The organism is Desulfovibrio sp. (genome assembly GCF_035644575.1).
Classification (GTDB): domain Bacteria; phylum Desulfobacterota; class Desulfovibrionia; order Desulfovibrionales; family Desulfovibrionaceae; genus Desulfovibrio.
On sequence record NZ_DASQOG010000102.1, the window covers coordinates 1 to 6,348 of the forward strand.

At 61.6% G+C, this 6,348-nt stretch carries 6 protein-coding genes; 1 reads left to right on the forward strand and 5 read right to left on the reverse strand.

Features of this window, described 5'->3' with window-relative positions:
* The first annotated feature begins 285 nt into the window (after positions 1-285).
* Positions 286-1,560: a serine--tRNA ligase gene (serS, locus tag VEZ52_RS05910; RefSeq protein ID WP_324836005.1), complete on the forward strand. Its 1,275-nt coding sequence runs from the start codon at positions 286-288 to the stop codon at positions 1,558-1,560.
* Between the two features lie 83 nt (positions 1,561-1,643).
* Here the strand turns inward: serS and VEZ52_RS05915 are convergent, their stop codons facing one another.
* The 5 genes from VEZ52_RS05915 to VEZ52_RS05935 form a co-directional block, all read right to left on the reverse strand.
* Positions 1,644-2,132, reverse strand: coding sequence for a hypothetical protein (locus VEZ52_RS05915; RefSeq protein WP_324836006.1), 489 nt, complete (start codon positions 2,130-2,132; stop codon positions 1,644-1,646).
* Between the two features lie 90 nt (positions 2,133-2,222).
* Positions 2,223-3,014 (reverse strand): DUF4198 domain-containing protein, encoded by a 792-nt coding sequence (locus VEZ52_RS05920; RefSeq protein ID WP_324836007.1) that lies wholly within the window; start codon positions 3,012-3,014, stop codon positions 2,223-2,225.
* A 141-nt stretch (positions 3,015-3,155) separates the two neighbouring features.
* On the reverse strand, positions 3,156-3,797 hold the full coding sequence (locus VEZ52_RS05925; protein ID WP_324836008.1) for a class II aldolase/adducin family protein: 642 nt from the start codon (positions 3,795-3,797) through the stop codon (positions 3,156-3,158).
* Positions 3,798-3,829: 32 nt separating this feature from the next.
* Complete coding sequence (thiL, locus tag VEZ52_RS05930; protein WP_324836009.1) at positions 3,830-4,897, reverse strand: thiamine-phosphate kinase; 1,068 nt, start codon at positions 4,895-4,897, stop codon at positions 3,830-3,832.
* A gap of 1 nt (position 4,898) precedes the next feature.
* Positions 4,899-6,348: ATP-dependent helicase (locus tag VEZ52_RS05935; RefSeq protein ID WP_324836010.1), on the reverse strand; the 1,450-nt coding region annotated here is incomplete at its 5' end.

Below are 6,348 nucleotides of genomic sequence, written 5' to 3' on the forward strand. Positions count from 1 at the left end.
AGCAACGCCAGCAGGGATACACAAAGAACAATGCGTAAATGTTTCATGACGGCCTCACGTAACTTGTATAGAAAATCTCCAGAATACTCGTTACTACGTATACGCAAAATTTGCCTTTTGCAAGGTTTGCAGGTCTGCCTGTGCCGGATTGTCAAATACAGGCCGTATGCAGCCGCCTTGCAGGCAGCGGCCCAGCATGCTACAGCCTGTCTGTTGCGCTCCCCATCCTCATGCGGAGCAGATTTTGCTATATCCCGCGCGGTGCGCGTTTTTTCAGGAGCGGCTATGATTGACCTCAAACTGGTGCAAAAGCAGCCCGAAGTGCTGACCAAGGCTTTGACCGACAGGCATTCGGATCTGGATGTTCATGAATTTCTGGCGCTGGACGCCCGCCGCCGTGCCCTGCTGACCGAGGTGGAAACCCTCAAGAGCCGCCGCAACGCGGCCTCTGCCGAAGTGGCCGCCAAAAAACGCGCGGGCGAAGATGCCACGGCCCTGCTGGCCGAAATGAGCGGCGTTTCCGACCGCATCAAGGAACTGGACGTTGAAACCGCCCAGGCCAAGGCCGATGTGGAAACATGGCTCATGCGCGTGCCCAACCTGCCTGACGCCGCCGTGCCCGTGGGCAAGGACGAATCGGAAAACGTGGAAGTGCACCGCTGGGGCACGCCGCGCGAATTTGATTTTGAGCCGCGCGAACATGGCGATCTGGGCGTGGCCCTTGGCGGGCTTGATTTTGAGCGCGCCGCCCGCCTGACAGGCAGCCGTTTTGTGGTGTCCCTGAACTGGGGCGCGCGCCTTGAACGCGCGCTGGTGAACTTTTTTCTCGATCAGCACACAGTGGCCGAAGACTATATTGAAGTCTGCCCGCCCTTCATGGTCAACCGCGCCAGCATGACTGGCACGGGCCAGTTGCCCAAGTTTGAGGAAGACCTGTTCAAGCTGCGCGAGTGGGAATACTACCTGATCCCCACTGCCGAAGTGCCGCTGACCAATCTGCACGCTGGCGAAGTACTGGACGAGGCCGATCTGCCCCGCGCCTACTGCGCGGCCACGCCCTGCTTCCGCTCCGAGGCGGGCAGCGCGGGCAAGGATACGCGCGGTCTTATCCGCATGCACCAGTTCACCAAGGTCGAGATGGTGCGTTTCGCCCATCCTGACGACAGCTTCAACCAGCTTGAGATCATGCGCGGCCACGCCTGCAATCTGCTCGAAATGCTCGAACTGCCGTACCGCGTCATCACGCTCTGCACGGGCGACATGGGCTTCAGCTCTGCCAAGACTTATGATGTGGAAGTGTGGCTGCCCACGCAAAAAACCTTCCGCGAAATTTCTTCCTGCTCCAATTGCACGGATTTTCAGGCCCGCCGGGCTGATATCCGTTTCAAGCCCAAGGGCGGCAAGGCCATGTTCCTGCACACGCTCAACGGCTCCGGCCTGCCCACGGGCCGCACCATTGCCGCCATCCTTGAGAACTGCCAGCAAAAGGACGGCAGCCTTGTGCTGCCCAAGGTGCTGGTTCCCTACATGGGCGGCAGGGAAGTTATCGAGCCGAAATAAGCGCTTTTTGCCAGATGTAAAAACCGGGTGCCTCCATCAAGAGGCACCCGGTTTTTTGCGGTCAAAAACAGTTTTGAACCGTATCAGACCGTAAGTTTTTTTCTGCGCCGCAGCACAGCCGCCGCCAACACCATGTTGGCAATGAGGCTCAGCCCCAGCAGAATGCGCAAGGGCATGGCAAAGCCGCCCGGCCCCGCATCGTGCCCGCTGTCTGCGGCTGCGGAACCCTGAGCTGCGCTGATTTCCACCGGGTGTTCAACCCTGTGGCCCATGTTGTCGGCCATGATGATACGCCAGCGGCCCGGCGCGTCAGGCATGAAGGCAAAGCGCCCCTGCGCGTCAGTGCGGCCATTCTGAAATTCCACCTTGTCGTCTGCGGGGCTGTACACCTCCACCTTGGCATAGGTGGGCTGCTCGCCGCCGGAGTAGGCAAACTGCACAAGCACCACGCCGTCGTGCCGTGTGTCTGCCGCATACAGGGCATGGGCCGGAGCCTGAACAGCGGTGCCAACCAGGATCAGCGCAACCGCAAGATATATGGCGGCGCAGCGGCCCAAAAGGAAAATGCGCATATAACTATCCTTGCCTCAAGCAGATGTGGGGAATGCGCGCAGGCGGGAGAAAGCGAACCTTCCCCCGCCTGCGTGCGTGTGGATATGGGGCTACTTTACGGGGAACACATAGGTGGCGCGCAGATGGTGCTCGTCAGCGTCCGCGCCGGGGGTCTTTTCCACCACCGTGGTGCGCAGCATCCACAGGGCTGGCTTGTCCACGGTAAAGGAGGCCTTGCCCTGCGCATCGGTCTGCGCCTTGGATTTGTAGGTGTCCTGCTCCTTGCTGAAGGCATCGTGGGTCAGGCCCACAGTGGCGTTGGGCACGGGCTTGCCGCGCAGCAGCACCTGTACGTTCAGGGGTGCGCCGGGCTTGAGGTCTGCGGGGTTGGTCAGCAGCACAAGCTCCAGATCCTGGCCAAGAGCCTTGCCGAACAGGGTGTCGTTGCTGGCGGGATTGAGCAGAGTTTTGGCGAATTTTTCATACTTGCCGGAAGATTTGACCTTCATACCCTTGGCTTCAAGGGCGGCGCGGCTGCCTTCCATTTCACCCTGGGTTGTTTCGCACCATATCTGGGGCAGGCGGTGGCCCACCAGCATGGCGGGGCCGTTCTGCGCGAGGGTGAAGTCGCCCACCAGCGAAACCAGCGCCTTGTCTTCCACAAGGGCGATGTCGGTTTTTTTGTCGCCCTGCAAGAGGTACAGACGCACGTTGGCAGGATTTTCGGCTTCTTCGCTGACCATGAAAACATGGGCTGCCTGCGCCTGCATGCGGGTCTTCTGCCCGGCGGCAGGGGTTGCCGTGTCGGGCTTGAGGATAAATTCGTGGGCCAGGGCGGCAGTGCTGGAAATCATGAGACCCATAAGGGCCAGAGCGGCGCAGAAGTGCGAACGGATATGCATGGTGGGGGGCTCCTTTGAGTTTGTGTTACGAAATTTTATTGAATGCTACAGTGGCGCATATGTTTTTGCAAGTTGTAACACTTAAAGGAACAAAAAAGCCCGCAAAAATGCGGGCTGTAAGGAGCGTCGGCAATGCCTGCGCTAAACTGTGGCAAGTATCTGTAGCGCAGCCAGATGTTCCAGTTCTTCAGCCAGACACAGGGCTTCGGCCAGGGTGCTCCCAAGGCAGCACAAGCCATGCCCGGCCATCCATACCGCATCCTTGCTGGCGGCGGCCAGGGCCACGGCGTCTGCAAGCTCTGTAGTGCCGGGGGGCAGGGCAGGGGCAAAGCCCAGCTTGGCCCGCCATACCTCGGCTTCAAAAAGGGGCAGGCGCAAAAAGTCCTCCTGCCTGCCCGCCAGCCGCAAGCTCAAGGCAAGCAGGCGGCGAGGATGGGTGTGCAGGATGGCATTACAGTCCGGGCGGGCGCGGTAGATGGCAAGGTGCATGCCCGATTCCGTGGATGCTGGCCCGCCGGACACGACATCGCCTGTGGTGATGTCCATAAGGCAACAGTCGGCGGCGGTCAGCCTGCCCTTGGCAGCGCCGCTGCGGGTGACGCAGACCAACTCTGGTGCGTTGCTGCCGAGCCTGCGGCTGGCATTGCCGTTGCAGCCGGACAGCAGGCCCTGCTTCCAGGCATCGCGGCAAACTGAGCGAAATTCTTCAACCAGCTCTGAGGGAATGGAAGGTTGGTTTTCTGTGATGGGCGCGGCTGCTGACCGCTGCGAGGTGGTGCTCATGCGGGTTTCCTTTGTTTTGCCATGCGCGCAGGTCAGGCTTCCTGCCCTTTGCGGTCAAAGTGGTCAAAGCCGCGCATGTCTGCCAGAGTGTCCAGCGGTTCGTTGTTGCACACAATACCGCCGCCAGCGGTCACAACGCCGATGCTTGTAAGGCGCGGTATGGCCGCATGCAGGGGGGGCAGCATGTCGGGCGCGCACGAGCCAAGCAGGGCGTAATCCTCGCCGCCAAGCAGGGCTTCGTGTACGGGATTTTTGCCATGGGCTTCGGCATAGCTCACTACTTCCGGGTGCAGTTGCCCACGGGCCAGCATAATTTCCGCCCCCAGACTGCCGCGCGAGACCTGCCCCGCCGCGCTCAGTTCGCCCGTAAGGCCAAGCAAACGGGGCAGATCGCGCATGATGCCGTCAGAAACATCCATAAGCGCAGGCGGTCGGGCGTTGAATCCTGCCCGCGCCAGCATGAGGCCAGCGTCCACCTGCGGCTCCGGGTGCAGGTGCGCCGCACAGGCGGCGGGCCATTGTTCCAGAGCTGCCCGGCCCTGAGCTTCAAGGGCCTTGAGCCCCACCCGGGCAAGGCCCAGGCGTCCCACTACAAAGAGCACATCGCCGGGCATGCTGCCGCCGCGCACAAGAAAGGTGCCGGGGTCTGCGGGTTCGCCCCACACGGTCACAGAAATATGCAGACGCTCACAGCCGGAAAGGTCGCCCCCGGCCAGCACCATGTTGTGTTGCTTGGCAAGACCGGCCATGCCGGAGAAAAACGCGTCCAGCCACGGTTCGTCCACCCAGCCGGGCAGGCCGAGGCAGAGGGTAAAGGCCGAGGGCCGCGCCCCGCAGGCCGCCAGATCGCTCACATTGACGGCCAGCGCCTTGTAGCCTGTTTCTTCAGGGGTAAAGTACGAGCGGCGAAAATGCACGTCTTCCAGAAAAAGGTCGCTGCTCACGGCAAGGGGCTTGCCGCCCCGCAGCACGGCGCAGTCGTCGCCCCTGCCCAGCAGCAGGGAAGGCCCGGTCTGCGGAAAATGTCTGCCAAGACAGGCCAGAATGCCGTCTTCAGAAAGAGAGCCATGAGAAACAGGGGATGCGTGGGGCGGAACCATATCAGCTCTCCAGAATCAGATATTCGCTCAGGATAACTTTGAGGCCGAAGCCGGGGAAATTTACCTGCACCTTGTCCGGCGGCAGATGGCGCACGATCTTGCCGCGCCCGAAAATACGGTGGCGGCAGTAACACAGCTCGCAATCGCCTGCGGTCTGCGGCGCTGAACGCCCCTGCGCTGCCGCAGGGGCGGACGCGGGGGGCGCAAAGGGAAGAGTTTGCTTGCCCGAACCGCTTGCTGGCACACTCCCCGGCGCATCGTCTGGCGCAAGCTGGCAGTCGTCATAGGCATCGTGGCTCGGAGGGCGCTGAGGACGCGGCAAAAGCCCGCCCGAAAAACCCTGCGCGCCACCAGGCCCGCCAGCCGAAGGCATGGCGGTTTTACGCCCAAAGCCCACGCCGCCAACGCTACGGCGCGAAAGCACGCCGCCAAAGCCTTCAATCCATTCTTCAACCATTCCGGGTGCAAGCTCGCGCACAAAGGGACTCTGGCTCACATGCTGACTGCCGCGCTCGGCCCTGTTGTAGAGCGAGGCCGGGGCGTAGAGGTCAAGGCACTGGCGCGCGCGGGTGCAGGCCACGTACATGAGGCGGCGTTCTTCTTCAAAATCTTCTGGCCGCGCCAGAGCGTGGCGCGAGGGAAAGCGGTCTTCCACCAGATCAATGATCAGAACGGCGTTCCACTCCAGCCCCTTGGCTGAATGTACGGTGGAAAGGGTGATCTTGCCTTCGTTGCTGTCGGCGTCATCGTCATCCGGCGCTTCAAGGGCCAGATCAGCCACAAAAAGATCCAGCTCGCTGTAGCCGGAGGCCATCTGGATGATTTCTTCCAGCCCCTGCTGGCGGCGGGGCCAGTCTTCCGGGTAAAGGGCCTCGAGACGGGGGCGGTAATGTTCAAGAACGGACGAAAGCGTGCCCGAGGGCGGCATGGGCCGGGCGCGCAGGTCGTCCACAAAGCGCATGTCTTCCAGAAAACCCGGATACTTGGCAAAGGCCTTTTCTGTGGATTTCTGGTCGCCGCTACGTGCCACGGCATAGAGTTTTTCCACCGTCTTGGGGCCAATGCCGCTGTGCTGGGCCGCCACGCGGGCAAAGGCGGGCAGGTCGAGCGGGTTGAGCAGCAGGCGCGCGTAAGCGATAACGTCCTTGACGTGGGCGGCCTCGGTATAGCGCAGCCCCCCGTATTTGCGAAAGGCAATGCCCGCCTGATTGAGGGCCATTTCCAGATTGTAGGAATGGAAGCCCGCGCGGAACAGCACCGCGATTTCGTGCGGCAGATGGGTCGCAAGCAGTTCTTCAACCCGGCGCACGACCAGCTTGGCCTGACTCATGTCGCTGAGCGGCGTCACAAGGCGTACCGGGTCGCCGCCTTCCTTGCGCGTGAACAGGTTTTTGCGGAAGGATTCCGCAGCGTGGGAGAGCAGGTTGTTGGCCACATCCAGCACGGGCTTG

Coding starts and splice junctions, on each gene's coding strand:
- thiL (WP_324836009.1), bottom strand. CDS start 4,897: ATGGTTCCGCCCCACGCATCCCCTGTTTCTCATGGCTCTCTTTCTGAA.
- VEZ52_RS05915 (WP_324836006.1), bottom strand. CDS start 2,132: ATGCGCATTTTCCTTTTGGGCCGCTGCGCCGCCATATATCTTGCGGTT.
- VEZ52_RS05925 (WP_324836008.1), bottom strand. CDS start 3,797: ATGAGCACCACCTCGCAGCGGTCAGCAGCCGCGCCCATCACAGAAAAC.
- VEZ52_RS05920 (WP_324836007.1), bottom strand. CDS start 3,014: ATGCATATCCGTTCGCACTTCTGCGCCGCTCTGGCCCTTATGGGTCTC.
- serS (WP_324836005.1), top strand. CDS start 286: ATGATTGACCTCAAACTGGTGCAAAAGCAGCCCGAAGTGCTGACCAAG.